Raw genomic sequence first — 26274 nt, 5'->3', positions numbered from 1 at the left:
GAATATTCATGAGACAAATAACTTTAACCATACTTATTCTCCTGTCCCTCCTATCTCCGGTAGCACAAGGACAGGAGAATAAGATTCCTTTGCCGACGGAAGCACAACTGCGTTGGCATAATTACGAACGTGTAATGTTCGTCCATTACGGTCCGGCAGCCTGGCAAGGACGGGAATATGATAATTTCACGACTCCACTCGATCGTCTGAAAATACCCGACTTGAATACCGACCAGTGGTGCGAAGTGGCCCGATCATGGGGAGCCGGAATGGTTCTGTTCGTTGCCAAACACTGCGGCGGCTTTTGCTGGTGGCAAACAGAAACCTCCGATTACGGAGTCAAGGAAATACCCTGGCGGAACGGTAAAGGCGATGTGCTGAAAGACCTCTCCGAATCTTGTAAAAAGTATGGTCTCGACCTGGGTATCTACATCTATCCGGGCGACGACCGCTGGGGAGCCGGTATCGGTAGCGGAGGAATCACGCAAGACCCTTCCAAACAGGAAGCCTACAACAAAGTCTTCCGTACCCAACTGATCGAAGTCCTCACTCAATACGGTCCGATCAGCGAAGTCTGGTTCGACGGCAACTGCCGCATCCCAGTGAAAGATATCCTCGATAAATATGCCTCCAACTCCGTCATCTTCCAGGGTGAACAGGCAAATCTCCGATGGGTGGGGAATGAAGATGGTTATGCCCCTTATCCCAACTGGTATACAATAAAGAAAGAGGACATCACTTCCGGCGTTTCCACCGCCCTCCATTCAGATGTGGACGGTGATTGTTATGCGCCCGTAGAAGTCGATGTCCCGTTACTCAAGAACAAAGGGCATAAATGGTTCTGGGCACCCGGATGCGATACGCTACTGATGACACAGGAGCAATTGATGAACCTGTATTATAAATCAGTCGGACGAGGTTCCGTCCTTCTTCTTAATTCTACGCCCGATACGACAGGAGTCATTCCCCGGACACATGCCGTCGTCTACCAGGCTTTCGGCAAAGAAATAGAGAACCGGTTCGCCCACCCGCTTAAACAAACGGCAGGCAATGGTAACATATTTGAACTTGAATTTTCCGAGCCGACAACCGTCAACCATTGTATTCTGCAGGAAGACCTGAGCGGAGGACAGCGCGTCCTCACCTATCAGTTGGAAGGATATACGGAGGACGATCAATGGATACCTGTTTACAAGGGTAGTTCTATAGGAAATAAAAAGATAGATCACTTTCCGTCACTCTGCCTGAAAAAGCTACGCGTTCATTTCACGCAATCGAAAGCAACACCGCGCATAAAGAATTTCTCCGCATTCCATGTGGTCAGCGAACTCAATGATCTGCAAGACGATCGTCTACAGGATAAACCCCAGGTCATAGAAACCTGGTCTGCCAAGACATTCAACCCTGACCGATGGACAGAGATCAGTCTCGACCTCACTCCTTACGTCAATCAAATCGGTGAATATGAGATCGTTTTCTCCCGGCTGGCGACCGATTATCTGAGTAACAAATCCTCTGATCTGGAATTTAAAGACCCCATACTCTTTATGTATGGAGAAAAACAATTATCTTCGTTCACCCTTTTACCAGAGAAATACACTTTCAGGATCACTCGCTCCCAACAGACACTGGATGAATTTCCGACCACCCTGAACGTAAAAGTAAAGAATAAAGGGGCATCATCTATCGGAGAGATAACGATTAAAAGGTTAACATATTAAATAAACAAACATGAAACACCTCTCTTTAGTCGGTAGAATCGTTTTGCTTTTTACATTCGCGTTCGTCTTTCAGGTCGGTGCACAGGATGTAAACCTGAAAACCCGTTCAACCCAAATCGGAATCGATAACAATGGATACTTTTCTTCCATCCAGGTAGAAGGAAAAGATATCTTACACACAGGAAAATACCCGCTCGTAACGGCCTGTATAGATAACAAACTGGTGACCCCGACAAAATTGACATCCAGTGGCAACCAACTTAAACTGACCATGTCCGACGGGGGTAGTATCTCCCTGAAACATAAGGAAAGCGATGTCTGCATCACGCTGGAAGTTGCTAATATCCCGGAAAAATATGAAGTATTGCTATTCGGCCCGCTAGCCGTTACTATCAATGAAGTGGTCGGCGATGTAGTCGGTGTAGCCCAGGGCAATGGCGTTGCTTTCGGCATACAGGCACTGAACACCAAGACAAATGCAGGTATCCCGGAAGAATATGGCCAACTGATTACACAAACTTACGGTTACACCGGAAAAGCAGCTGAATTATCCGTTGCCAGCATTCCAGATTACAAACTGGCGGCTGCCGATATCTCCGACGGAACGGTATTCCATTTCTCCGCCCGCAGAAGGAACAAACAGGAATATCGCAAAGTACAGCAGATCGAGAAATCGCTGGTTCTTCCGGTTGAAGGGGAAGACGGCCTGATCAAAGGCTCCAAAATAGCTTTCTTCGGGAGCAAGAATACGGATGCACTGACCCGTATCGGTGAAATCGAGATCGAACAAGGACTTCCTCACCCGTTGTTTGACGGAGAATGGGGTAAAACAGCTCGTGCAGCCATGAAATCTTATCTGATCTCCGACTTCTCGGAAGATAATTTCGATATGATCCTCGATAAAGCCAAGATTGCCGGATTCGAGTATGTATACCATAGCGGTCCGTTCCTGGACTGGGGTCATTTCAACTGGGATCCTAAATTCACGAAAAGCGGTGACGATGGTGTTAAGAAAATGGTAGACAAAGCAAAGGCAGAAGGTATTGCCGTCGGCGTGCATACACTCAGTAACTTCATGACTACCAACGATGCGTATGTAACACCGATCCCCTCTGACCATTTATTGAAACAGGGTGTATTGTCACTCACCACTGATCTGGACAAGGATCAAACAGAGATCACGATCAAGAAATCAGATCTGTTTTCTATGCCGATGAGCCTGAATGCCATGCAGATCGACAAAGAACTGATCACTTACGGAAGCATGGAAGACAAAGGAGAAATGTACCTACTGAAAAACTGTAAAAGAGGGGCATACGGTACGACAGCCGCAACTCATTCACAAAAAACTCTGCTTTACAAGCTATGGGATTATCCGTACAAAACCCTGTTCCCCGACCTGGTTCTGCAAGATAAATTCTCCGATCGCCTGGCTGAGATTATGAATAAAACAGGACTTTGCCAAATCTCTTTCGACGGTCTGGAAGGATGCTCCTACACCGGACAGGATGAATATGCCAACAACCGTTTCGTCTATCGCTGGTACAACCAGCTAAACCATAACGTACTGAACGATGCCAGCCGCCTCAGCCATAACTTATGGCATATCCATACCCGCATGAACTGGGGTGAACCCTGGGGAGAAGCCATGCGTACAGGTCAGGTGGAGAACCGTATCAAGAACCAGGCATTCTTCAAACGTAATCTTTTTCCGCGTATGTTGGGATGGTTCCTGATTCGCCTGGCAGACCGGAACTTCGAATGTTCTTCACTGGAAGACCTGGAATGGGCATTATCCGAATCTGCCGGTTTCGATGCCGGCTATGCCATGACGATCAACAGTAACACATTACGCCGTCACGGACAGATCGACAAATTACTGGAAGCTATCAAAAACTGGGACAAGCTACGCGAGGCAGAAGCTTTCACAGAAGAACAAAAAGCTCTGCTGAGAGATCCGCAGACCGAATGGCATCTGGAAAAAGTAAGTGAAGAAAACTATAACCTGTATCCGCTCCATATCTCTAAACATTACCGTTGTAACCTGGCAGAAATGCAACCGGGACAACCGGGCGGAGCGGACTGGTCCTGGAAAAGCCCCAATGAAAGTGCATACGCAATCCGTCTGAAAGTGGATGGAGACGGCACGATCAAAGACCCGTCTTTCACAACTCCTAAAGGAGTAATCAAGTTCCCTTGCGAGATTTCCGACCGCCAGTATCTACTTTATACGTTTGACGGCAAAGCGGTGGTGACCGATAAGAATTACGATGTGATCAGCGAAGTACAACCTCAGGGAAGTGCCTTGCTTCCTGCCGGTTCATCGGCTGTCGCTTTCTCTTGCGAACAGACCAGCGAAGACACACCGGAAGTGATTATTCGTTACATCACCAAAGGAACACCGGAAGGAATCAGACTCAACAAATAAAAACAATACGGATTATCCGGCCAAAAGTCAGAAAGTCATAGTGTTGTTACACCTCAAGGTGCCAGGTCATATATGATTCTCGGATTTCAGTGCATTGAATTGTCTTAAGCGGTATTCTCTCGGGGAACAACGGACCATCTTCGAAAATAGGCGGGAAAACTGGGAAAGGTTACTGATCCCTACTTTTTCCGCTATTTCAATGATCGACATATGAGAAGTAAGCAATAGAGTCTGTGCCCGTTCAATCCGCTTCATCTGGATATATTCACAAGGAGGCATACCTATTATTCGTTTGAATACCTTAGAGAAGTGGTCGGAAGTAATACACATCAGATCAGCCAGCGCCGAAACAGAAATACGTCGGTCCAGATGTTTATTTATATATTGTATCGCCACATCCAGCTTCTCATACAAACTGTTCGCCTCTGGTAAAAGCAGACATTCTTCTGTTATAAAACGGGAAAAAAGTTGCAACAGAATACCGCTACTTTCTACCTGGTTGGAAAATGTCGAAACAGATATCTCATCTTCCTTGGTATAAATATTCCGGTCATTATCATAATGTTTAGGATCCGACGCCGGTAACGATTTATAAGGATTTAGAACCAGAAAACGCTCCATCAAAGAATAATCCATTGGAGTAGCTTCCACCTGTAAATTCATCTTCATCGGATTACTGATACCCTTTCCTCCTTTCGTTTCATCAAAGAAACAGATATAATAATGCTCCATAAAATCATCGCATTCATAACTATGGAAAGCAAACTTAGGTATCAGGAACAGTTGACCGGGTAACAGTTCATATCCTTTCTGATTGATATAAACTTTACCTCTTCCTTGGGTAATCAAATAAAGCCGATAAAAAGGGCTGATGACATCCTGATAATTCCACCAGGTTTCCACCCGGGAATGATCGGCATAAAGCAAAGGTAGCGACAGGTCATACGGAGAATAAGAGACAAGCATATCAGATGTTTATTAGTTAACTGTCGTAAATATAGGAATTATATTCAATTCACAATATCGGATTATGCAAAGTATTCATCTTATTTTGTCAAAGTTAAGAAAAAGAGAAGCTTTATTTTTGTAATTACTAAACATCATCTTATAACATAATACTAACACTCTATGAAACGGCTCATTACAGCTCTGTTTATTTTGGCCGGACTATGTTGTCCGTTCTTACTTTCCGCACAGGATTCCTGGCAAAGCCTGATTAACCGGCTTACCTATTATTCACCGGAAAAATACAAATTGGCAACAGATAATCTGAAGAAGAAATATCCGGATAGTTATCGTCCGGATAAAGATTTCGAAAAGGCTCTAGAAGAACTGAAGGCAGATAAAGAAACACTTATCAAAGGTTTGAAAGCCAAAGATCCGAAAGCGGAGAAACAGGCCCAAAAGCTACTGCAACAGCTGGATGCCGCTTTATTAGCCAACCCGCTACTGGCCGGCAAACAGGTCGTTGCTATCCGCAGGACATTAGGCGATAATGCCCGCAAAGCCATGAGCGGCGGATTAGGTATCGCACCTTCCAACTTCCAGAATAACTCCGAGATAGGAAACCCTAAAACAGGATGGACGAACGAATTCGTATCCCTGAACATTGCTCCCGGTAAAATAAAACAAACTACTATCTATAAACCGGAACAGGGCATGATCATCACTGATCCGGAACCTCATTTCGATGGAAACAAACTGATGTATTCTTCCATCGGGACCTCCGACCGCTGGCAATTGTTCGAACTGGATATGAAAACCGGAAAGACCCGACAATTGACACCCGATACTTATAAAGACTTCGACAGTTTCGACGGTTGCTATACCCCCGACGGACGGTATATCTTCTGCTCCACAGGGACCTTCCTCGGACTTCCCTGTACAAACGGAGGAAACAAAATGTGCGGCCTGTATCTTTACGACCCCAAGACACAACTGACCCGCCAGTTGACCTACGACCAGGACAGCAACTGGGACCCGGTCATGATGGAAAACGGTATGCTGCTCTATCAGCGTTGGGAATATGCAGACCTGCCCCACTCCAATTCGCGTGTCATGTTCACCATGAATCCGGACGGCACTTCGCAATCGGCCTTCTACGGCTCGAACTCCTATTTTCCTACCTCATTCTTTAGTGCCCGCCCTATCCCCGGACGTCCGTCAGCCATTGTCGGAGTAGCGACCGGACACCACAGCGTATCCCGTAGCGGACGCCTACTCGTAATCGACACCCGTAAGGGAAGACACGAGGCAGACGGAGTAATCGCCGAGATCCCCCATGCCGGACGAAAGGTAGAACCACTGGTACGCGACCGTTTGCCGGACGGCGTATGGCCTCAGTTCCTGCAACCTTATCCCTTGAACGACACCTATTATCTAGTATCGATGAAGGATAGTCCCGAAAGCCTGTGGGGTATCTATCTGGTAGATACCTACGATAACCGTACCCTGATAGCCGAAGAAGAAAACATCGCCTATCTCGATCCGGTACTGATGGAAGCCAGAAAAGCCCCGGCTATCATCCCCGACCGCATAGACCTGGCTTCTACCACCACAACCGTCTTCATGCAGGATGTCTATCATGGCGATGGCCTGAAAGGTATTCCCCGCGGGACGGTGAAAAAACTCCGCGTCGGTTCCTTTAGTTTCAGTCCGCTGAACCAGGGGGGCCTGTTAGGTACGATCGGTATGGATGGTCCCTGGGATATCAAACGCATCCTCGGCGAAGTAGATGTAGAAGAGGACGGTTCTGCCATGTTCACCGTTCCGGCCAATACGCCGATCTTTATTCAACCGCTCGACGAAGAAGGAAAAGCTCTTCAGGTAATGCGTAGCTGGTTTACCGGAATGCCGGGCGAAACGCTTTCCTGCATCGGCTGCCATGAAGACAAGAATACCATACCTGTTCCCAAAATGACCACGGCTTCAAAGAAAAGCCCGCAACCGATCAAAGAATGGTACGGTAAGGAACGTGGTTTTAGCTATCGCCATGAAGTACAGCCAGTACTGGATAAATATTGTATCTCCTGCCACAATCAGGATAAACCGGATAAACCCTACCTGAAAGGCGATCAATGGATCACGGACTGGACTTCACAGATTAGTGGCCGGGCCGGAACAGATTACGGGGGTCATTTCACCCTGTCGTATGCCAACTTACACCGGTATGTGCGCCGCCCGGGTATCGAAAGCGACATGCACATGTTAGTTCCGATGGACGTACATGCCGACCAGACAGAGTTGATGCAAATCCTTCAGAAAGGACATTATAATGTACAACTGGATAAAGAGTCGATAGAGAAACTGGCCTGCTGGATCGACTTCAACGCACCTTTCCACGGACGTCGTTCGGATATCCCGAACTTCCCGGATACGCAGAGAAGTAACGAACTACGGGAGCTGCACCGTGAAATGTTCGGTACCCCGGAATCGACAGCCGAATGGTTGCCGGAGATCCCACAAAACATTGAACCGGTCAGATTCGAAAAAGAACAAAAGCCTCTTGGTGATACGGTACTCGATAAATGGCCGGTATACGATCCTACTCAAAAAGCTTATTCCCAATGGGGAGACACCCAATGGAAACAACTGGCTTTAGGTAATTTCCAGAAGAGTATCCCGTTGGGTAACGGCATCACCCTCGAATTGGTTAAAATACCGGCCGGCTCCTTTATCATGGGTAGCGATCGCCATCCGGACGAACTGCCGCAAACGATCGTACAGGTAGACAAAGCGTTCTGGATGGGACGTTTCGAAATCACCAACGCACAGTTTAGGGCATACGATCCGGAACACGACAGCCGCGACGAACACCGCCACGGATATCAGTTCGGACGCAGGGGATATTCGATGAACCACCCCGACCAACCGGCAGTACGTATCTCCTGGCAGGAAGCGATGGATTATTGCAAATGGTTATCGGAAAAGACCGGTATGAAGTTCTCACTCCCCACCGAAGCGCAATGGGAATGGGCCTGCCGCGCCGGAAGCGATACGCCGTTCTGGTACGGGAATATGTCTACCGACTTCTCGACCTATGCCAACCTGGGGGATATCAAATTGAAAGAGTTTGCCGCCTGCACTTCCTACAAGTTCTACGAAAGTGCTATGGTAATTGAAAATCCCAATAAATACGACGATTGGATTCCACGCGATACCACCTATAATGACGGTGGATTTATCTCCGAACCTGTCGGCCGTTATATCCGCAACCCGTGGGATCTGTTCGATATGCACGGAAATGTTTGGGAATGGACCTTATCCAGTTACCAGCCTTATCCGTACAACGAAAACGACGGTCGCAACGAGCTGGTGGCAGAAAATGGCAAACGTGTTGCACGCGGCGGCTCCTGGTACGACCGTCCTTTCCGGGCAACCTCTTCGTTCCGTCTGCCTTACCGCGAATACCAGAAAGTATATAATGTAGGTTTCCGTGTAGTAATGACAGAAGAATGATAAAGCACTATTTCAGATACTTGTTTTTCATAGCAATTATTAGCACTTATTGCTCATGTAACAATGTCAAAGAGAAGTTACTTGTTTCCGGCTGTGGCTGGAAGCAGGTAGCAATCCTCGATAAAGCAACCGGAGCCATCGAATGGAGTCACCCATTAAACCCGGGAGAAGATTGTAACGATGTAGAAATGACAGTGGATGGTCATATCCTCTATGCATATACCTCCGGTGCCCGGCTTATTACCCGCGATCAACAAACTGTCTGGGATTTCAAAACCCAAAAGGGTGAAGAGCTTTTCACCGCCACCCGTCTCCCCTCCGGCAATTATATGTTGGCTATCTGCGGTACTCCTTCCCGTATCGTCGAACTCGACACGAACGGGAAACTGATCGATGAACTACAATTCGACACCAGTATAACCGGTGTACACGACCAGTTCCGGCAGATCGTGAAAACCCCGCAAAACACCTATCTGATCCCATTAATGGGTAAAGGGGAAGTGATTGAAATGAACAAAGACAAAAAGATCGTCAACCGGATACATTGCGGAGGCAACCCTTTTGCCATCCAGATACTCGACAATGGAAACTGGCTCGTATCCTGCGGCGATGCGCATAACTTCGTGGAAATCGATCCGACAGGAAAGCAGATAGTAAGAAATGTAAGCGATGATAATATAGAGGATATCACGCTTCTTTTCGTGGCAGAATTAGTCCGGTATAAAAACGGCAATACGCTTATAAGCAACTGGAATGGTCACAGTAAAAATAAATCGCAACCGCTACTGGTTGAAATCAATACGGACAACCAAGTCGTTTGGACATTACCCCTCCATCCGGACATAGTGAATATATCGGCTGTCTACTCCTTTGCAGAATAGGGACTCTATCTCAGGCGGAATAGGCAGGCAATTACGGATCGAGCAAATAAACTCACTCGAAAAGGATACGGAAACGGGTCAAACCATCGGCATAAGTACGCAGGGAAAAAGAACAGTTTTGTTTCTGTAAAACTTCACGTATAAAGATCAGGCCGATACCCTGTCCGTTCGGCTTGGTAGAGAAGAAGGGGCTGAACAGTTTGGTTTCAGTCTCTTTATCTATCCCTTTACCGGTATCTGCTATTTCCAGGCAGACCGGATTGTGTGAAGTACGTATGTAAATATGGCCGTCGTGATCGATAGATTCGGCTGCATTCTTAATGATATTGACCAACACTTGTTCAAAGAGAGAGCTGTCGAGCTTCACGACAGGAGAAACCTCATCAAGTTCCATGACAATCCGGATATTACGATTCTGGCAGATCGTTTCCATAAACCGTTTACAGGAAGTAACGACAGCATTCAGTTCACGATAAACCGTCTGAGGTTCCGGTATACGTACCACATCTGCGAAATTCGTAATGAAATGGCTCATGCTGTAACAACGCTCGATGGATACACGCAGTACTTCGCATATATCTTCCGTATTTTTCAGTTCGCTAAAGGTCGATTCAAGCGTATCCAACGTAGAAGTGATCCCGGCAGTCGTGTTATTTACCTCATGGGCGATCATGCGAATCACCTTTTCATAGGCTTTCTTTTCTGCCTTGAATACTTCCTGTGTCAAACCTTCCACTAAATAGAACGAATGATGAAACCCACGGTCTACGAAAGAAGAATGTGTACATTTATATATATTGGCATCATTCAGACGCACTGTCTGTGACTCATATAAAGGTATATTTGCCAATTCGATAGCCAAAGGGGAATCTATATCTGTCAGAGATTTCCCTTCGAAAACAACAGAGGTAGGTTGTCCGAGCATTTTATGTGCGGCCGGGTTAAGCGATATAATCTCATTGTCCAGGTTCAACATGATCACCCCCATAGGAGAAGCATTGATCAACAGGTCGAGGAAATGGTTCTGCTCTCTCAGATGCAGGCGTTCGTTTTTAAGCTGTTCCATCATCTTATTGAAGATGTCGACAATACGGTCGGCCTCCTTCTGCCCTACCCGGCTCAGGCGCGAACTGAAATCCTGCTCCTTCAATAACTCCATACCATTTCCAATAATATTCAACGGCTTGATAATACGACGATAAAACAGGATCAGATAAAGGATCGTTACAAGTACCAACCCTTCCACCATGAAAAACATGGCAGACGAGAAATTGTAGAATACATGCCAAGTCATCACTCCCAACACAGTCAACAACAACCCGGTTAAAATCCAAAACAACCCTTTTATTCTCATCCGTATATTTTATTTATCGGTAGGAATATCATATTTCTCTAAACGACGGTATAAGGCTGCCCGACTGATACCCAATGCCGATGCTACATGCGACAGGTTACCGTTATGCGTTTCAAGCGCCTGCAGGATTGTTTGCCGTTCTATTTCATCCAGTGTCATCCCTTCGAAGCTGGCAGCACCACCTTTGGATATAGGTTGGGTATTTCCCATATTAAGGCACTGACTTTCAAAATCGGCTACATCCAGTAAGGATTTGCCGGATACCAGCATTGTTCTTTCCACCAGATTCTTCAATTCGCGTATATTTCCAGGATAAGGAAGACGTTGCAGAAATACTTTTGCATCGGCCGAAAAGTCCACACGAGGTAAGCCGTTCACTTCCGATTGCTTATCGGCAAAATAGCGGGCCAGCAGAGGTATATCGTCTTTCCGTTCCCGCAGGGCAGGCAGATGGATCGTGATCAGGTTGATACGGTAAAACAAGTCTTCACGAAAGGTACGGGCCGCGACCATTTCCGGTAGGTTACAGTTTGTTGCACTGACCACACGAATATCCACCTTACGGGGACGGCTGTCGCCCAGCACCTCAAAGGTCTGATCCTGTAATACACGCAGCAGCTTCACCTGACACGACAACTCTAGGTCACCTATCTCATCAAGAAAGATCGTACCCTTGTTCGCCATTTCAAAACGGCCGGTACGGTCGATATAGGCATCCGTAAAAGCTCCTTTCTTATGTCCGAACATTTCACTTTCAAAAAGGCTTTGCGATAATCCACCCAGGTTTACCTTCACAAAAGCTTCTTTCATTCGTGGACTGTTGGCATGGATTGCTTCTGCGATCAGTTCCTTCCCTGTCCCGCTTTCACCGGTAATCAGTACCGAAGCATTTGTCGGAGCAATACGAGAAACGGTACCCAGCACTTCCATCAGCGCATTACTCTGCCCGATGATCTTTGCAAAATGGAATTTATTATCCGCATCGTTGCGGTTCAGCGGAGCGGCCTGCATCTTCTTTTGCTCATTCAGTTCGAGAGCCGTACGAATCGACTTGAGCAGGACCAGATTATTCCAGGGCTTGGTTATAAAATCGAAAGCGCCGGCCTGCATTCCCTGCACAGCCAGCGAGATGGACCCCCAGGCAGTCATCAGGATGACCGGCACATCGGGTTGAAATATTTTTACTTGTTTCAATAATTGAATTCCTTCTTCTCCCGTCGTAGTCAAGGTAAAGTTCATATCCATCAGGATCAGCTGCGGTGCTTCCCGGCGTACAATTGCCAACGCCTCTTCAGGCCCCGGAACAGCTTCCGGTTCAAAGCCTGCCCGTTTCAATAAAAAGGTAAGCGAAGAACGAACAGCAGCGTCGTCATCAACAATTAATATCATATAGGTTTCTTTTTATGTTTGTAAAGATACGAATTATCTTCTTACTATTTCCTCGAAATCGACATCCAGATTGCGATCGTTCTGGAAATCGTAGAGCGTCACACTACGAACATTATAGAAATAACTCCAAAACCCATACAACTCCTGGATATGCTTTTGCTTGGCATCGTCTTTCGATTGTTGAGCGTCGTTCAGGTCGAGGATATTGATCTTTCCGATCATAAATGTTTCGATAGATGTCTGGTAACGCTTCTGGGCAATCTCGTCGGCCTCGGCTGCAATTTCGAGCTGGGCAGCCTGGTTGTTAAAATTTTCTACTAGTAGGAAGATATTCTGATTGAAGGTCATCTGGTCTTGCCGGTTCTTGGAGAGCACGACTTCACGGTTGGACTCGGCAACCTTTACTTTACCTTTCCGCTTCCCCCAATCCAATAAAGGGATGCTAAAGCCTACCTCGACCACCTGGTTGTCCCGCAGCGGATTATAAGCACCTCTGAAATCACTGTCTTTTCCGGTATATCCCACAGATGCAAACAGATTGATATCGCGGCGTTTTCCTTTCGCTGTCGCCACGGCATAATCGGCTTCCAGTTGTTCGCGCAGAATACGTTTGGCAAACGAGTTGTTTTCCAGCGCTTTCGCCAGTACATCCTGATATATCAGACGCATATCGGGAACGGACTCGGGAACGACCGGCTCTATCATATCGTCCTCGCTCAAACCAAGGAAAGAGCGCAACTGGAACATCTTGGCATTCAGATTGGATTGCGCCTCCGTCAATTTACCTTTTGCCTGCAAAGCCGACAATTTCAATTGCATCAGTTCGCTTTCCGATATATGTCCGATCTTTCGTTTGGCGATCGCAATATCATAAAGTTTGTTCGCATTATCCAGGTTCTGGATAGAGGTTGCCAGATTCTCTTTCGCTAGCAACAGGTTGAAGAAATAAGCGATCGTAGAGATCGTTACACTTTCCACACTTTCGATATAGGCCGCCTTTGCCTCCTGGTAACGGACAGGTTCGATCCGGCGGTTCCATTTCTGGTCGTTTACGCCGAAGATCGGTTGCGTCAGGGTCAAGCCGATCGGAACACTCATATATTCATTGAAAGCTCCATCCCCCAACTGGCGGGAGAAATTAAGGGAAGAATTCAATGATATTTTACCACCGGTCAACGCTATATTCTGGTCGACGGAGATCGCACCATTCATCGACAGGTTGTTATCCTGCACAAAAGCATAGGTTCCGTCCGACTGTTGGTAACGGGAATATTGCTTGCTGTAATTAGGTATCGTCCCTTTGAAATTAACTTCCGGCAACTGGTCTGCTACATGTGTACGGTATTCCCAGTAGGATGTTTTCAGTTCGTTAAGGGCGACAGCCGCATCCACCGATTGGATTTGGGCCAGGTTAATAGCCTCTTTCAAAGTCAGTCTTACTATATTTTCCTGCTCCCCGGCGTGTAAACCAAAGCTCATCAAGAATAAAGAAGTAATGGCTATATAGATCTTTTTCATTGTAATATATGTTTTAGCCACCCCTAGGCAAAAGCTATGCCAAAAAGATATCCATCTGATTTACTGCAAAGTAGACAGAGCAACAAGTGTCCGATAATGAACAGTATGTCCGATAATGAAAAGCTTATTCGTATTTCTGATGATCGGTACAATTTTATACTACTTATCTCTGACAGTAAACCTATACAAACCCGAACCTACCTCGAGACAGGTAAAACCATCCATATAGCCCATCGTTTTTATATCCGGTACAGCATCCAATAAAGAACCGCTCTCCGTAATTTCTGCTCCATCTAAAGAAGGTAGCCAGATTTGTGCTGTTGTATTGGCCGGAATCGTGACCTGAAGTTCAAACGTTTCATTCCCCTTCCTCCAGTTGCTTACTATCGGTCCGTTTACAGATTGGTAGGAACAGTTTACCCATGTCAGGTCACCGGCTGGCTGCGGTTTGATTAATATCTTACTGAAACCGGGAGCTGCTTGATTTATTCCTCCCAATGACTGATAAAACCACTCTCCTACGCTACCGAACATCGGATGGTTTTGAGAATAAACATTATCGGAATATTTCCAGGTTTCCCATAAAGTAGTAGCTCCGGACTCAAGCATATACCCCCAACCGGGAAAAGTCTTTTTCGTAACCATTTCATAAGCGATATCATTCCGGTTATTCAATCGCAGTACTTCCAAAATTGCAGGAACACCGAAAATTCCGGAAGCGATATGTCCATCCCATTTTGCTATTGCCTGCAGGAATACCGTAAAAACTGCTTCCTTCTCACTTTCCGGTACGAGATCATAGAACAGAACAAAGGCTTGGGCTGCCTGGGTTGCATTTGCCACTTGACCGGTTCCCCGTTTCAGAAACTTTTTAATAAATGCATCCTTTATATCCGTTGCCAACCGGGAATATATTTGTGTATCTTTCGACTGGCCAGTCAGTACAGCAAACTCAGCCAACAAGATTACATGATGGTAATAATGGGCAGTAGCAAACAAAGCGGGTACACGTTCTTCCAAACTTTCATGATCGTTGATACACGTATCGATCAGGTTATCTTTTGCTTTTGAACGGAGAAACTCCACTTGCCTGCGTAAGGTCGGATAATAGGCTTTTATAGTTCTTAGATCACCATAATATTCATATAATTGCTTCTGCATAAAAGCAAATGCCAGTTGCCAACCGATCGGTCCGGAGTCATCGCCCAACCCCATATCTGCTATTCCGTTATAAGGGGCAGTCTCCGTCATTCCTCCTTCGGGACGCTGGTCGTTGGCAAAATCACGCAGAGCCTTCCGATAGAAATTTTCCATATCGTAGAACCAACAGAAAGTACGCGCCGTACCGACAATATCACCACCATAACCGAATTTCTCACGAGCCGGACAGTCGGACTGAACACTGAACAGATTGCTGTGGAAGGTATAATCCAAGACTTTATTCAAGCGGTTCAACATCGGATTAGAACATTCAAAAGAGCCGCTCTTATGCAAATCGGCACTCAAACGAATCCCCTCCACATCCGACAGGGAAGGACGCCCCGGCCAGCCGGTTATCTCGATATACCGGAAACCGTGGAACGTAAAGCGGGGCGACCAGGTTTCTTCTCCCTCTCCTTTCAAGGTATAGGTATCCTCCTGCCAGGCAGTCTGCGGTTGTCCGACTGTTTCCCAATCGGCATCCCATACTTTCTTTTGCTGTCCGGCAACCGAAGTCATCACATTCAGGCTTCCGTCCGAATAAATATCTTCACCGTAACGAATCTTTATCGTCGTACCTTTCTTCCCCCTGACCTTAAGGCGTGCTACCCCTGCAAAGTTCTGCCCCATATCGAAAATGAATTCTCCGGGGCGGGTTTCCGTCATCCTCACCGGTTTAATAACCTCTATCTTCCGGATAGGCGGCTGCATCTGAGCTGTCAGTTGTCCGGCAGGTGTATTCACGACCTGCACAGCCTGTTTCCAATGGCTATCGTCAAAGGGACAGGTATCCCAATCGGGTATTTCGTTGCGGGCATCATAATGTTCCCCCAGATAGACATTGTTACGCATCACCGGACCAGGTGCCGTTTTCCAACTTTCATCCGTACAGATAGTTTCTCCCGAGCCATCTGTATATTGTATACGAAGCTGAGCCTTTAAACAGGGACGTCCGATAGTCAGGTATTCCCTTAACGGTTTGAAGATACGCATAGGTAGCGGATTATAATATCCATTGCCAAGCATAACCCCTATGACATTTTCACCGGAACCGATCAAAGAGGTAATATCGTAGGTACTATATAATATCTGTTTCCCATAGTTGGTCCAACCCGGATCAAGGATATGGTCGCCGATACGTTTCCCGTTCAAGCTGGCTTCATAATATCCGATACCGGCAATGTATAAACGCGCTTCTTTTACTGTTTTAATAGGGTGGAATATCTTTCGGAACAAGGGAGTCGGATCATCTTTATAAAAGTCTTCTTCTTTTTCCGGAGCTTTCGAACCGTCGGTAATCCATTGGGCCTTCCAATCTGCCGGAGACAACATGGATGTTTCCCAAAAAGCAAGTTGGCTCCAATCGGACACCACTCCATCCTGGTTGTAAGTACGAACACGCCAGTAATAACGAGTGAAAGGTTTTAATCTCTTACCGGAATAAACAATGTTTACATTCTGATGGCTACTGACTTTTCCACTTTTCCAAACCAGCCCTTTCCCATTCTTAAGATCGTCTTCCGTTAAAGCAACTTGTATCTCATAAGCTGATTGCATCTGATTACGGGCTGACGACTCCAGTTGCCAACCAAGTACCGGGTTAAGAGCATCTACCCCCAACGGATTTTCTATATATTCGCAAGTCAGTCTTTTCAATCGTAAAGGTTCAGCCCCCGCAAGAAAGACCCAACCGACCAGAAGACAAATAAGCAGTATTGTTCTTTTCATAATCACACGAATTTAACCGGTCCTATCATCCCTGTCGGCAACCACTTCTGATAATGTGTCCATGCCTGGCCTATTTTATTATCAGGTGTCGATTTCAGATAATTACCTACTGTAGTCGTGATCTTTATCTGTAACGTTTTCACCGGAGCCTGTGCCAAATGTTCCGGCAACTGATAGACACGGTTACCGTACCATTTGCATCCCAGACTCTCTCCATTCAAAATCACTTCCGAAACACCGTAGACTTTCCCCAGATCCAGATAATAAAAGCCGGCAGCATTTCCGATGGTCTTCTCATAATACAGTACACCTGCAAAGTCACGGGTCACCGGATCAGTCGACCAATCAACCAATGTCTCGATCTCCAGTTTTTTCGTATCTCCGTTTATATGTTCCATTCGCACATTCCATTCGTTGATACTAAGAGGAGTCAGGCTTTTTACTGGTAGAGCCGGAATAGTGGCTTTATCCGCTTTCGCTTTTTCAAAAACGATCAGTTGAGAAGCGGCCGGTCCCAGGACAATCTGTAAATCAGGAGCGGAAGAGGTAGGATAAGGAGTACGTTCACCTGTCTCCGCATTCCAAAGCCAGGGAGTTTTACCGTTATCGACAAAGGAGGCCTGTATCCGGATCTCTTCTTCCGGGTTACAGTTCGTTATAAAGTAAATATCCTTATCCTCCGTTTGGTGGCGTATCTGGCTGACATAAGGGTTCGGAACATCGATCTTCATATAAGGGACAATGTTACATTGCTGTTGTACCTGACGAAACCAGGGAACCATCTCAACGGGGGCCTCCACGTTAAAGACCTGGGACGAATAAGACTGCCGGATACGGTCGATCGTCTGTTTCACCTTTTCGTCATTGGCCTGGTGATCTTTGTACCCGGGTGATTTATAAGGTTCTTTTCCTACAAAGATCAGTTTGCCCCCCGCCTTTACAAATTCAAACAAGGCTTCTGCCGTTGCAGGCATCATCGACTCGACTTCCAGCAACATCAATGTATGATACTTCCGTTTATTGAAAACCAAATTACCTTTCTTAAAACTACTCTTTTGGATGATCCCTTCACTTATATAATCGCAACTATTCCCGTTACGGTGGATCGCTTCCCATACTTTATACTGATAGTCCGGATAATGCAGACCAGGGAACGGATCACGTTGTGGCCCGTGTATCGTCCACATATCGGCCAACGGGTGCATCACCGCAATATCTGCAAAGAAATCAGACTCCTGGAGCACAGTCGAAACGCGGGATTTGTAGGCAGCCCACAAATTAAAATAAGGCCACCAGGTATTGCGTTCGTTCAAAAAAGCTCCGTACATGATCCAGCCGGGGAACGGAACTTCCAGTGGAGTGTAGTTAAAGCCATGCAGTATCGAATGGGTTACACCGGAGAGATTACTCTGGTCACCCGTCATCTTTATCTTTTCCAGCGTAGCGTTAAATGCATTATTGGTATTGGTTATTTCTTCGCAACTTACCAACCGCTTACCGGAGTAATGGGCGGCCGATGCCACAAACTTATTTACGTTCGTATCGGTAGGAGACTTTATGAATGCATCCTTTTCACAACTGTCCGCATTCCAGAACCAGGTTTCACATTCGGGGATATCCACCTCCATAGAGGCCTCCAGCGGATGGAACTCGCGCCCATAAGTTTGTACCCGTGATTTAAAATTATATTTATTGCACCATTGCGTATATGGTTTCAGGAAACGATCCCGGACGATATCCATACAAGTGACAAAGAAATCATATCTGACCCGGTCAACCTCCTCTTTCGCCTGACCAGTCAGGGTGGTCGCTACCGCTCCTTCGATGGCATGTCCCATATGGCCGACTTTATAAAGGATAAAAGGCAGATAAGGTTCCACGTCATACCCTCGGCGTGAACGAAACTCTTCAAGAAAATCATGACACCAGTTGGCACCTTCCAGCTCCATACTGTCGCAGAACATGGCCCGGAAACCTTTCAGGCCGCTGATGGCCGGAAACAGATTATCCGACATCCTGTTCAGGAACTTCTCCACAGCTGCCTGGTTATAATGATTCAAGACAGGCCCTGCAGCACCAGGTGCCCCATTGATCACGGCTTGGAAACCGGTCACTTTCACCAATGCATACAGGATATGTTCCCCTTCCGGTATATCGATTGCGATCACCTCCGCTCCTTTCTCGAAAGGAATGTCTTGTGCAGGAACGAAAGTCGACATCTCCACCGGAGCCAGGCAGAAAGAATACAACTCGCTGGTTGCACCTTCATATTTGGAAGCGACTTGCGGGGAAGCATCTTTCAACAAGTCTGCCGCTTTCAACTCTATTTTTGCCGGACCACTAACTTTCAGAGCCGTCTGTGTCATCAATTGGGTTTGCTCCTCCGGTTGCAGGAACTCACCACCGAAAGGCCATCCCGAACCAACAATAATATCGCATACCATCCCCCGTTCTTCTGCTCCTTTCAAAGCTGTTTTTACCATCTCGATCCATTCAGGGCTCAGCCACTCCAAAGAAGGAATCCCTAAATCATCACCACCGGGGAAACGGATCGGATTAATCTCGACACCTCCAATACCGGCGGCTTTCATCACATCAAGCTCACGCAGGATTTCTTTTGCGGTCACTTTATCCCCGTTCCACCACCAACGAACAAAGGGTTTTGAAATGACAGGCGGGTTCTGAAACAACATGAAGAGTCTGTCATTTTCATCATTATCACTGTCAACAAAGCGGCATCCCTGAATGAAAGGTAAGCTAAGAGCAGACATCACACTCGATTTAATAAAGGTTCTTCTTGAAAGAGTCATATCTATGAATTATTGATTAGCAAAAAGTTAACATCGTAAATGTAGATAAAAACTTTATAATACAAACCAGCATATACTCTAAAAATAACAAAATAAGCAAACATTGAACATCGTGTCATTTTTGTAACATTAAATATCATTTATGCAACATCCATTCCCTTGATAAAGACTACTTTTACTTCCCATTTATGCTTTAAAAGTTTCTTATATATTGCTTAAATTGCCTGGATATGAAGACAACCCTGACAAAACTCTTTTTATATTACACCTTCATCTGCTGTTTTATCGCGGCCAATGGGCAAGACATCTATGCTACTCAACGCAGTTTCTGGTTGCAAAAGCTGAACAAAATAAACCCCGACTAACTGTAACAGAAAAGAAACCGACCGGATTAGTCAATATAATAGAAGACAAAGAGGCATTCGTCATGCATGGAGTTGTACACCGACTTATTTCATTCGCAAATACCCGGAGATATTCCAGAAATAAATTATGAAAGAAGCATCACAGTTGTGCCTTTTCATTGTCTGGTAGTAAGGGACATGTTGAAATACACATAGAAACATATTCTTTATTAATCCATTCCAATAGAGCGAAAACCTACTCATTTACAGCTTCTCTGATTGAAATTTGAAAGCTTTTGACCGATAACTGTAACTCGGTCAGTATGAATTTATATTCCTTTGCCTACGAAAAATAGTTAAAATGATGCACTCATTTAAGGGATACTGCCCTTTTCTGAATCACATTATTAAGATCGCTCCTGTCAACGGTAAGGACAATAAATGAAAAATGCTATATATCATGAGAAATGTATCTTTATTATGTATCTTGTTTTCGTGGCTGCTCTCTGCTTGCAGCGGACCTTCAAACTATTTTGAACCCGAAAAACAAAATGCGCTTCGTGCACCTTCCTTTCCTCTGGTAACGATCGATCCGTATACCAGCGTCTGGTCGTTTACCGACAAACTGAATGAGGATGCGACCCGTCATTGGACAGGTAAAAAAGCTCCGTTGCTCGGTGTTGTCCGCGTAGACGGTCAACCGTATCGTTTTATGGGAGTAGAAGACCTTCCTCTGAAAGTAATTATTCCCACAGCGGCCAAAGAAAAATGGGAAGCCGCCTATACGGAAAAAGAACCGGCAGCCAACTGGGTAAAACCGGACTTCAACGATGCAGCATGGACCAAAGGACAAGCTGCTTTCGGTACTCCGGACATGCCCGACCTGTCCACCCCCTGGAACAGCAAGGACATCTGGGTAAGAAGAACATTCGATCTCTCGGATGATTACACAGCACAATCCGTATATCTCGAATATTCTCACGACGATATCTTTGAATTATATATTAACGGCATACAAGTAATCTCGACAGGCTATGTATGGAAAAACAATGTATTATCCGAACTTCCCGCCGAAGTAAAGGCAACATTGAAACCCGGTAAAAATGTAATTGCCGCTCATTGCCATAACAAAACCGGAGGAGGATACGTAGACTTCGGTCTGTTCACCAAAGAAGAAAACAAAACATTCTTCAATGAAGCAGCCATTCAGAAGTCGGTCAACGTACTGCCTACCCAGACTTTCTATACCTTCGAATGCGGGCCGGTCGAACTGGACGTTATTTTCACTTCCCCCCTATTAATGGATGATCTGGACCTGATGACACGTCCGGTCAATTATATCTCTTACCAAGCTAAATCGTTGGATGGCCAGAAACATGACGTACAGATTTATATGGAGGCTACTCCTCAGCTGGCCGTTAACACCGATAACCAGTCGGTATCTTTCGACCGGGATGAGAAAAACAATATCACCTATCTGAAAACAGGAACAATCGAACAGCCTGTACTGGGCCGTAAAGGAGATGACGTACGTATCGACTGGGGATATTTCTACCTGGCAGCCGGCACTGATGCCAATACGACCATGACAATGGGACAGTATCATACAACCAAACAAGACTTTGCCGCTAACGGAAAACTGCCTGTCAACACAACAGCAGAAGGACTTTCATCCGACATGCAGAAGGATATGAGCGTACTGGCCTACTGCCACGACCTGGGAGCCGTATCCTCTCCTGTCAGCAATTACCTGATGATCGGATATGACGACCTGTATGCTATCCAATATTTCAACGACAACCGCATGGCCTATTGGAAACACAACGGTCAGAAAAATATCGAGCAGGCGTTTGAAGAAGCAAACAACGATTATGCTTCGATCATGAAACGTTGCCGTCAGTTCGATACACAGATGATGAACGATGCAGAGAAAGCCGGCGGTAAGGAATACGCCGAACTTTGTGCAATATCCTACCGTCAATCCATTGCGGCCCATAAACTGGTGGAAGACAAAGACGGCAATCTGTTGTTCCTTTCTAAAGAGAATTTCAGCAACGGTTCTATCGGTACGGTCGATATTACCTATCCTTCGTCACCTTTGTACCTGATATACAATCCTGAATTACTGAAAGGAATGATGACGCCTATTTTCTATTACAGTGAAAGCGGCAAGTGGAACAAACCGTTTGCAGCCCACGATGTAGGTACTTATCCGTTGGCTAACGGCCAGACTTACGGTGGCGACATGCCGGTAGAAGAAAGCGGCAACATGCTGATCCTGACAACAGCTATCGCCCTTCGTGAAGGAAATGCCGAATTTGCCAAGAAACACTGGGAGACATTGACGACCTGGGCGAACTATCTGCTTAAAGAAGGCCTCGATCCAGAGAACCAGCTTTGTACGGACGACTTTGCCGGACACTTCGCACACAATGCAAACCTTTCCATCAAAGCGATCATGGGTATAGCCGGATACGGTAAACTGGCCGATATGCTGGGCGATAAGGTTACTGCCGAAAAATATATTTCCGCCGCTAAAGAGATGGCGATGAAATGGGCTGCCATGGCCAATGCCGGCGACCACTATCGCCTGACCTTCGACCAACCGGCTACCTGGAGCCAGAAATATAACCTGGTATGGGATAAATTATTCGGAATGGGTATCTTCCCGCAGGAAATTGCCGGAAAAGAAATGGCTTACTACCTGACCAAACAGAACACCTACGGTCTGCCGCTCGACAGCCGTAAGACCTATACGAAAGCAGACTGGATCCTTTGGACAGCTTGCCTGACAGACAATATGAACGATTTTACCCAACTGGTATCGCCCGTTTATAAATATGCAAACGAAACAAGTACCCGTATGCCGTTAAGCGACTGGTATGAGACGACAAACGCAAATTCAGTCGGTTTCCGTGCCCGTTCGGTTGTAGGCGGTTTGTTTATGAAGATGCTTGAAAAACAAATGTATAAGGGAGCCCCAGCGGCGGCTCCTTCTTTGACCGATGCTCCTGCCATGCAGAAAAGCGAACTATTTATGGAATTACCGGACAATTGCCCGACCCCCGACGGTATGGCGATCGCTCCGAATGGTGACCTGATCCTGGCTTGTCCGAACTTCGCCGATTTGTCGAAGCCGGCTTGCCTGATGCGTATTACGAAAGATGGGAAGATTGATAAATGGTTAGATGTACCGGTATTACCGGAAACGGGCTGGGCCGCTCCGATGGGAATCACATTCGACGACGAGGGTAATTTATTTATCTGTGATAACCAGGGATGGAGCGGTGCCCCCAAAGCCCAAAACAAAGGAAGGTTGTTGTGTTTAAAGCTGAAAGATGGCAGGTTAGACGAAACCATTGTGGTTGCTTCAGGAATGGAGCACCCCAATGGGGTTCGTTTTCGCAATGGAAAACTGTATGTGACACAGAGTAGCTTGTCTTCCATTCAGGACCCGTCGGGATTACTGGTCAGCGGCGTATATTGTTTTGACAAGAATGACAAGAACATAAAAGTAACCAATACGAAAGCGGATAAAAACCTGATCACCACCGTCATCACCAGGAACAAGGATGTACAGTACGGACTGGACGGTATCGTTTTCGATAAGGAAGGTAATTTATATGTTGGCAACTTCGGGGATGGAACCATCCACCGGATAACAATGGATGCCAACGGCAGCGTTACCGGCAATGAGATCTGGGCGCAAGATCCTTCACAGCTACGCACCACCGATGGGATGTGTATTGACGATGACGGAAATATCTGGGTAGCCGACTTCTCGGAAAATGCAGTTGCCCGTATCGATAAGAACGGTCGCATTCAGCGTATCGCCCAGAGTCCGGATTGCGACGGAAGCGACGGCGGACTCGACCAGCCGGGAGAACCGATCGTATGGAACGGCCAGGTAATCGTTTCCTGCTTCGATATCGTAACAGGCCCCGACAAAGTAAATACCGGACACGACAAGCCTTTTACACTAGCTAAATTGCAACTTAACTAACAGATTAACCATAATATCATGAAACACTACTTATCTACATTTGCCGGATCGGCCATATGCGGAGGTTTTGCTTTCGGCATCTGGCCGGAGCTTTGGAAAACCTACGGCCTCATGGGAGGATGGCTGGCGGCTACACTTATTATCGGGATCATGTGGTACATGAACCATTACAACGGAGCCATATTGAATCCGGAAGGAAAGATATGGCTCGACCAGGGATGGTGTATCGGTTCTGCCGGTATAGCCTGGGGGATCGTCCGTTTCCAGGGCGACATCACACAATTCTTTCTGGCCGCTCCTACCCTGCTTTGTTGTCTGATCGGGGGAGCGTTAGCCGGTCTGACCATCTGGGCGATGCGATCATGCGGCAACCGCCTGTCAAAAGAGGAGGAGGCAGTATGAGCGAGTGGTTACAGACTTACAATGAACTATTCGGTATGTACAATGCCGGTATCATCACGAGTATATTCGGTTCTTTTGCTGTCACATTCACGGTTATATTCTGCTGGCCTAAACTGGTCAGGGACTTCGGAGCAAAAGGAGGCTTTATTGCCGCCGCATTAATTATAGGAACGTTCTGGCTGGTAAACCATAAACTGCCCGGCTTCGGTTTCTCCACCGGCCTGGCCCTGGATGCAAACGGACTGCCGATGCAGTTCAGCCTGATCCACCAAGGTGCACGCGGTAGTGCTCCGTGGGTAGATATGGGTTGGGCCATTGCGATGGGATTTGTGGTTTGCGATACGCTCTGTGCCCCGAAAGGGCAGCGTCTGGGCTTATTGAAAGAAGCATTCCCGCGCTGGGTGGTTATCATAGCCGGAGGAATCGTTGGAGGTATTCTGGTCGGACTGACCGGATATACGAATGCTGCATTATAAATAATATTCTATAGACCATGTCAAAATACGTTATTGCACACGACTTAGGTACGAGTGGTAACAAGGCGACTTTATTCAACGAAGAAGGTATGTTGGTTGCCTCCCATGTTGCCTCTTACCGTACCGATTATGCTGCCGGCAACCGGGCAGAACAAAATCCTGCCGACTGGTGGAAGGCGATCGTTGAAACAACCAACGCTTTACTGCAAATCGTTTCACCGGATGATATTGCGGGGGTTGCCCTGAGCGGACAAATGATGGGCTGTTTATGCATCGATAAAAAAGGAAATCCGCTTTATCCCCACCTATTGTATTGCGACCAGCGTTCGCAGGAGGAGGAAGCGTTCCTGGCTGGAAAAATCGACCCGCTTCATTTCTACGAGATAACAGGCCATCGCATCAGTGCCTCTTATTCGATAGAAAAGCTCATGTGGATACGGAAACATCTGCCGGAAGTATTTGCCAATACTTATAAGATGCTCAATGCAAAGGATTATATCAATTTCCGTCTTTGCGGCACGATAGCCACCGACCCGTCGGATGCTTCCGGTACGAATGCCTACGATCTGAATCGCTGGGCCTGGAGTGAAGAGATCATCGAGGCCGCCGGACTGGACATTTCATTGTTCCCGGAAGTACGTTCCTCCATCGACGTAATAGGCGAGGTAACGGAAGAGGCAGCGAAAGCTACCGGACTCCGAAAAGGGACACCGGTCATTTGCGGAGGCGGCGACGGCAGTTGTGCCGGAGTAGGCGTTGGCTGCGTAGCTCCGGGAACATCTTATAACTACCTGGGATCTTCCTCATGGGTAGCCCTGACCGTAGAAAAACCCGTTGTCGACGAACAACGACGCACGATGAACTGGGCGCATGTCGTACCCGGTATGCTTCATCCATCCGGCACGATGCAAACGGCAGGAGCGTCCTATAATTGGATGGTTCAGCAACTATGTCAACAAGAACTGGAAGAAGCAAGACTCCGGAAAGGAAATGTATACGAACTGATCGACGAACAGATCCGGAAATCACCGATAGGCTCCAACAAGCTATTGTTTCTGCCCTATCTGATGGGTGAACGTTCTCCGCGTTGGAATGTAAATGCCAAAGGTGCCTTTATCGGACTGACCGTAGGACATACACATGCCGATATGCTCCGTTCCGTCATGGAAGGTATCACCCTCAACCTGGGACTTATCGTAAATATATTCCGCAACCACGTGCCGGTTGAGAACATGACCGTGATAGGCGGCTGTGCCAAAAACCCCATCTGGCAACAGATGATGGCCGACATCTATCAGACAGAAATAAAGATACCGAACTACCTGGAAGAAGCCACCTCGATGGGTGCCGCTATCCTGGCCGGTATCGGAGCAGGGCTGTTCAAGGACTTCAGCGTAACCGACCGCTTTATCCATATCGATAAGAAGATAAGCCCTATCCCAGCCAATGTAGAGAAATATCAGGAATTAATCGGAGTATTCGATAAGACATACGACCATTTGAAAGAGGTCTATACCGACTTATCGAATTTAAATCTATAAGAAAGAAATATGAAAGGACAA

General features: G+C 46.6%; 15 protein-coding genes and 1 pseudogene. 10 read left to right on the top strand and 6 right to left on the bottom strand.

What is annotated here, in order from left to right; all coding sequences use genetic code 11:
• Window positions 1-8: 8 nt before the first annotated feature.
• Together BQ7394_RS05405 and BQ7394_RS05400 are read left to right on the top strand one after the other, a co-directional pair.
• Window positions 9-1721 carry an alpha-L-fucosidase gene (locus BQ7394_RS05405; RefSeq protein ID WP_075556432.1) on the top strand — a complete coding sequence of 571 codons (1713 nt, stop codon included), beginning with the start codon at window positions 9-11 and terminating at the stop codon, window positions 1719-1721.
• 10 nt (window positions 1722-1731) lie between these two features.
• A complete protein-coding gene (locus tag BQ7394_RS05400) occupies window positions 1732-4149 on the top strand; it encodes a hypothetical protein (protein ID WP_075556431.1) in 2418 nt (805 codons plus the stop codon).
• A 66-nt stretch (window positions 4150-4215) separates the two neighbouring features.
• Here the strand turns inward: BQ7394_RS05400 and BQ7394_RS05395 are convergent, their stop codons facing one another.
• Window positions 4216-5115, bottom strand: coding sequence for an AraC family transcriptional regulator (locus BQ7394_RS05395; protein WP_075556430.1), 900 nt, complete (start codon window positions 5113-5115; stop codon window positions 4216-4218).
• Between the two features lie 162 nt (window positions 5116-5277).
• Here BQ7394_RS05395 and BQ7394_RS05390 point away from each other — a divergent pair, with 162 nt between their 5' ends.
• Together BQ7394_RS05390 and BQ7394_RS05385 are read left to right on the top strand one after the other, a co-directional pair.
• A complete protein-coding gene (locus BQ7394_RS05390; RefSeq protein WP_075556429.1) occupies window positions 5278-8607 on the top strand; it encodes an SUMF1/EgtB/PvdO family nonheme iron enzyme in 3330 nt (1109 codons plus the stop codon).
• Window positions 8604-9488, top strand: coding sequence for a beta-propeller domain-containing protein (locus BQ7394_RS05385; protein WP_075556428.1), 885 nt, complete (start codon window positions 8604-8606; stop codon window positions 9486-9488). Before BQ7394_RS05390 ends, BQ7394_RS05385 begins: the two co-directional genes overlap by 4 nt.
• Window positions 9489-9540: 52 nt before the next feature.
• Here BQ7394_RS05385 and BQ7394_RS05380 read toward each other — a convergent pair whose 3' ends face one another.
• The 5 genes from BQ7394_RS05380 to BQ7394_RS05360 all read right to left on the bottom strand — a co-directional run bounded on the left by BQ7394_RS05380 (window position 9541) and on the right by BQ7394_RS05360 (window position 19487).
• On the bottom strand, window positions 9541-10842 hold the full coding sequence (locus BQ7394_RS05380) for a sensor histidine kinase (RefSeq protein WP_075556427.1): 1302 nt from the start codon (window positions 10840-10842) through the stop codon (window positions 9541-9543).
• Between the two features lie 9 nt (window positions 10843-10851).
• Entirely contained in the window at window positions 10852-12231 is a 1380-nt protein-coding gene (locus tag BQ7394_RS05375) for a sigma-54-dependent transcriptional regulator (protein ID WP_075556426.1), read from the bottom strand.
• A 33-nt stretch (window positions 12232-12264) separates the two neighbouring features.
• Window positions 12265-13749, bottom strand: coding sequence for a TolC family protein (locus tag BQ7394_RS05370; protein ID WP_075556425.1), 1485 nt, complete (start codon window positions 13747-13749; stop codon window positions 12265-12267).
• A gap of 159 nt (window positions 13750-13908) precedes the next feature.
• The gene (locus tag BQ7394_RS05365) at window positions 13909-16677 is read right to left on the bottom strand and encodes a family 78 glycoside hydrolase catalytic domain (protein ID WP_210436519.1); all 2769 of its coding nucleotides are present in this window, start codon (window positions 16675-16677) and stop codon (window positions 13909-13911) included.
• 2 nt (window positions 16678-16679) lie between these two features.
• Window positions 16680-19487: a glycosyl hydrolase gene (locus BQ7394_RS05360; RefSeq protein WP_075556424.1), complete on the bottom strand. Its 2808-nt coding sequence runs from the start codon at window positions 19485-19487 to the stop codon at window positions 16680-16682.
• A 230-nt stretch (window positions 19488-19717) separates the two neighbouring features.
• Between BQ7394_RS05360 and BQ7394_RS26440 the strand changes: the two genes are divergently transcribed.
• The 6 genes and pseudogenes from BQ7394_RS26440 to xylB all read left to right on the top strand — a co-directional run bounded on the left by BQ7394_RS26440 (window position 19718) and on the right by xylB (window position 26253).
• Window positions 19718-19852 carry a hypothetical protein gene (locus tag BQ7394_RS26440; RefSeq protein ID WP_262497529.1) on the top strand — a complete coding sequence of 45 codons (135 nt, stop codon included), beginning with the start codon at window positions 19718-19720 and terminating at the stop codon, window positions 19850-19852.
• 439 nt (window positions 19853-20291) lie between these two features.
• Window positions 20292-22805: pseudogene (locus BQ7394_RS05355) on the top strand (glutaminase domain-containing protein); the annotation flags it as partial.
• Window positions 22797-23834, top strand: coding sequence for an SMP-30/gluconolactonase/LRE family protein (locus BQ7394_RS26615; RefSeq protein ID WP_207213401.1), 1038 nt, complete (start codon window positions 22797-22799; stop codon window positions 23832-23834). The pseudogene BQ7394_RS05355 and the gene BQ7394_RS26615, both read left to right, overlap by 9 nt.
• A gap of 18 nt (window positions 23835-23852) precedes the next feature.
• Window positions 23853-24236 carry a Lin0368 family putative glycerol transporter subunit gene (locus BQ7394_RS05350; RefSeq protein ID WP_075556422.1) on the top strand — a complete coding sequence of 128 codons (384 nt, stop codon included), beginning with the start codon at window positions 23853-23855 and terminating at the stop codon, window positions 24234-24236.
• Window positions 24233-24712 carry a Lin0368 family putative glycerol transporter subunit gene (locus BQ7394_RS05345; RefSeq protein WP_075556421.1) on the top strand — a complete coding sequence of 160 codons (480 nt, stop codon included), beginning with the start codon at window positions 24233-24235 and terminating at the stop codon, window positions 24710-24712. Before BQ7394_RS05350 ends, BQ7394_RS05345 begins: the two co-directional genes overlap by 4 nt.
• Window positions 24713-24729: 17 nt before the next feature.
• A complete protein-coding gene (gene xylB, locus BQ7394_RS05340; protein WP_075556420.1) occupies window positions 24730-26253 on the top strand; it encodes a xylulokinase in 1524 nt (507 codons plus the stop codon).
• Window positions 26254-26274: the final 21 nt, after the last annotated feature.

It is taken from the genome of Parabacteroides timonensis, from assembly GCF_900128505.1.
Classification (GTDB): Bacteria; Bacteroidota; Bacteroidia; order Bacteroidales; family Tannerellaceae; genus Parabacteroides; species Parabacteroides timonensis.
Note: the sequence above shows the minus strand (reverse complement) of the source record. Positions and strands in the feature narration are given on the sequence as shown.

Coding starts and splice junctions, on each gene's coding strand:
- BQ7394_RS05375 (WP_075556426.1), bottom strand. CDS start 12,231: ATGATATTAATTGTTGATGACGACGCTGCTGTTCGTTCTTCGCTTACC.
- BQ7394_RS05365 (WP_210436519.1), bottom strand. CDS start 16,677: ATGAAAAGAACAATACTGCTTATTTGTCTTCTGGTCGGTTGGGTCTTT.
- BQ7394_RS05400 (WP_075556431.1), top strand. CDS start 1,732: ATGAAACACCTCTCTTTAGTCGGTAGAATCGTTTTGCTTTTTACATTC.
- BQ7394_RS05395 (WP_075556430.1), bottom strand. CDS start 5,115: ATGCTTGTCTCTTATTCTCCGTATGACCTGTCGCTACCTTTGCTTTAT.
- BQ7394_RS05405 (WP_075556432.1), top strand. CDS start 9: ATGAGACAAATAACTTTAACCATACTTATTCTCCTGTCCCTCCTATCT.
- BQ7394_RS26440 (WP_262497529.1), top strand. CDS start 19,718: ATGAAGACAACCCTGACAAAACTCTTTTTATATTACACCTTCATCTGC.
- BQ7394_RS05380 (WP_075556427.1), bottom strand. CDS start 10,842: ATGAGAATAAAAGGGTTGTTTTGGATTTTAACCGGGTTGTTGTTGACT.
- BQ7394_RS05390 (WP_075556429.1), top strand. CDS start 5,278: ATGAAACGGCTCATTACAGCTCTGTTTATTTTGGCCGGACTATGTTGT.
- BQ7394_RS26615 (WP_207213401.1), top strand. CDS start 22,797: ATGTATAAGGGAGCCCCAGCGGCGGCTCCTTCTTTGACCGATGCTCCT.
- BQ7394_RS05370 (WP_075556425.1), bottom strand. CDS start 13,749: ATGAAAAAGATCTATATAGCCATTACTTCTTTATTCTTGATGAGCTTT.
- BQ7394_RS05350 (WP_075556422.1), top strand. CDS start 23,853: ATGAAACACTACTTATCTACATTTGCCGGATCGGCCATATGCGGAGGT.
- BQ7394_RS05385 (WP_075556428.1), top strand. CDS start 8,604: ATGATAAAGCACTATTTCAGATACTTGTTTTTCATAGCAATTATTAGC.
- BQ7394_RS05345 (WP_075556421.1), top strand. CDS start 24,233: ATGAGCGAGTGGTTACAGACTTACAATGAACTATTCGGTATGTACAAT.
- xylB (WP_075556420.1), top strand. CDS start 24,730: ATGTCAAAATACGTTATTGCACACGACTTAGGTACGAGTGGTAACAAG.
- BQ7394_RS05360 (WP_075556424.1), bottom strand. CDS start 19,487: ATGACTCTTTCAAGAAGAACCTTTATTAAATCGAGTGTGATGTCTGCT.